We start from the raw sequence: 1684 nt of genomic DNA, 5'->3' as shown, positions 1-1684 counted from the left end.
TGCGGCCCTTCCAGTAAGAACTGCTAGTTTCACTGAAATATTAATAGTATATTTCATAATTAGAGCAGACAGTTTATCCAGCGTGTCTTCCTCTAATGAGAGAAAATCTTTTTGTTGTTCACTGAAGTATTAGCCAAAATCTACCAACTATGGCAGTTGTAAAACGTGTATAAAATGAAGAGGTATATGATGTCGCTCAGTTTAACATATGGCTCTTTGTAGTACATATTCGGCATATTTAAAAAATATCACTGGCAATGATTATGCGTTTTAGTGGCATCATTTTTTCCTCAGAAAGATATTCTTTTAATAATAAAGCTTAGCAAAAGAATTGTAATATCAGACGCAACGGTTTAGGTAACTCCGCGCACAATGCTTAGTTCCTGGCATCACAATTCGATACCAGACTCAACAGAAGTCTATTTCAAATAAGAACTCGCCTGTAGTTCATAGATATGAATATAGAATGCAATGAAGCTAATCGTTTGCTAATCTTTATATAAGCTTAAATGCAGAGAGTTTAAAATGGAAATAAATAATATATTAATTGCTAGTGACTTTTCAAAGCATTCAGACTACTCTCTTTCAAGAGCAGTTACTTTAGCTGAACAGCATAAAGCAATACTCCACTTTTTACATGTCTTAATCCAGCCTAGGATTGGTAATTTTTCACAATATTCAATTGAAGAGTTGGAACAAAATTATCTTGCACAAAAAAATAAAATTGAAAAAAAAATTTTAAAATGCATAAAAAAATGCTCTCATAACATTGAAACCTATGTTTCTGTATTAGCTGGTAGAGCCGCTGATGAGATTGTCAGATATGCTAAAGAAAACAAGTGTAATATGATTATTGCTGGCGCGCATGGCGAATACTACATCAAGGATTACATCTTAGGCACTACTTCAAGTTCTATGATAAGTCATAGTGATGTTCCAATCCTACTGGTAAAAAAAGAGCCTTCTTTTGCGTATAATCGGATAATTATAGCTACCGATTTTTCCGAAGTAAGTAAAAATGCAATTGAATTTACATTCAAATGTTTTCCTAATGCAACCTTTCAATTACTACATATCATAGATATATATTTCACTAAATTGTTACTAAGATATGAACAGGAAGATACAAAAGATATCACATACAAGTTAGATGATTTTCTTAGTAAGTGTAATGTAGATCAAACTAAATTCCAGAAAAAAATCATGGGTGGATATATTGCAGACACTATTGTCATTCAGTCTGAAAAATGGCAAGCCGATTTGATTTCATTTGGCACTCAAGGAAACTCTAAATTACAGTATTTACTGACAGGAAGTGTGGCTAAACGATTGTTACAGCTTAGCACCACTGATATGTTAGTTGTTCCACCAAAACAAAAATAGAACATTGATAACTATTAAAAGGTTGATGTATTGGACTACAACTATAATGGCAGAGAACTTTATGATGTTCCGTGAAATTTCGTAGCCTCCAGCAAATTACCTTATAATACCCACCTGTTTTGATTTTTTAGAGTAGTTATTTATATTGAATCGACGTAAAAAATCAATTTCTGATCCTAAAGGAACTATCTGAGTAGGGTTAATCATAGAATGACTATAATAATCGTGATGTTTGATATGATAGAAGTTGACCGTTTCACTTACACCAGGCCACTGATATTACTCACGCAGATATTCCGAA

General features: G+C 32.7%; 1 protein-coding gene. It reads left to right on the top strand.

The window, feature by feature from the left end; genetic code table 11:
* Positions 1–525 precede the first annotated feature (525 nt).
* Entirely contained in the window at positions 526–1383 is an 858-nt protein-coding gene (locus tag EKG34_RS18070) for a universal stress protein (protein ID WP_003634919.1), read from the top strand.
* The last annotated feature ends 301 nt before the right edge of the window (positions 1384–1684 follow it).

Origin of the sequence: Legionella longbeachae (genome assembly GCF_004283175.1) — a bacterium.
Taxonomy (GTDB): domain Bacteria; phylum Pseudomonadota; class Gammaproteobacteria; order Legionellales; family Legionellaceae; genus Legionella; species Legionella longbeachae.
This window is presented reverse-complemented; position numbering and strand designations above follow the sequence as displayed.

What these genes read in the sequence shown, in the direction of transcription:
- EKG34_RS18070 (WP_003634919.1), top strand. Translation starts at nt 526, where the DNA reads ATGGAAATAAATAATATATTAATTGCTAGTGACTTTTCAAAGCATTCA.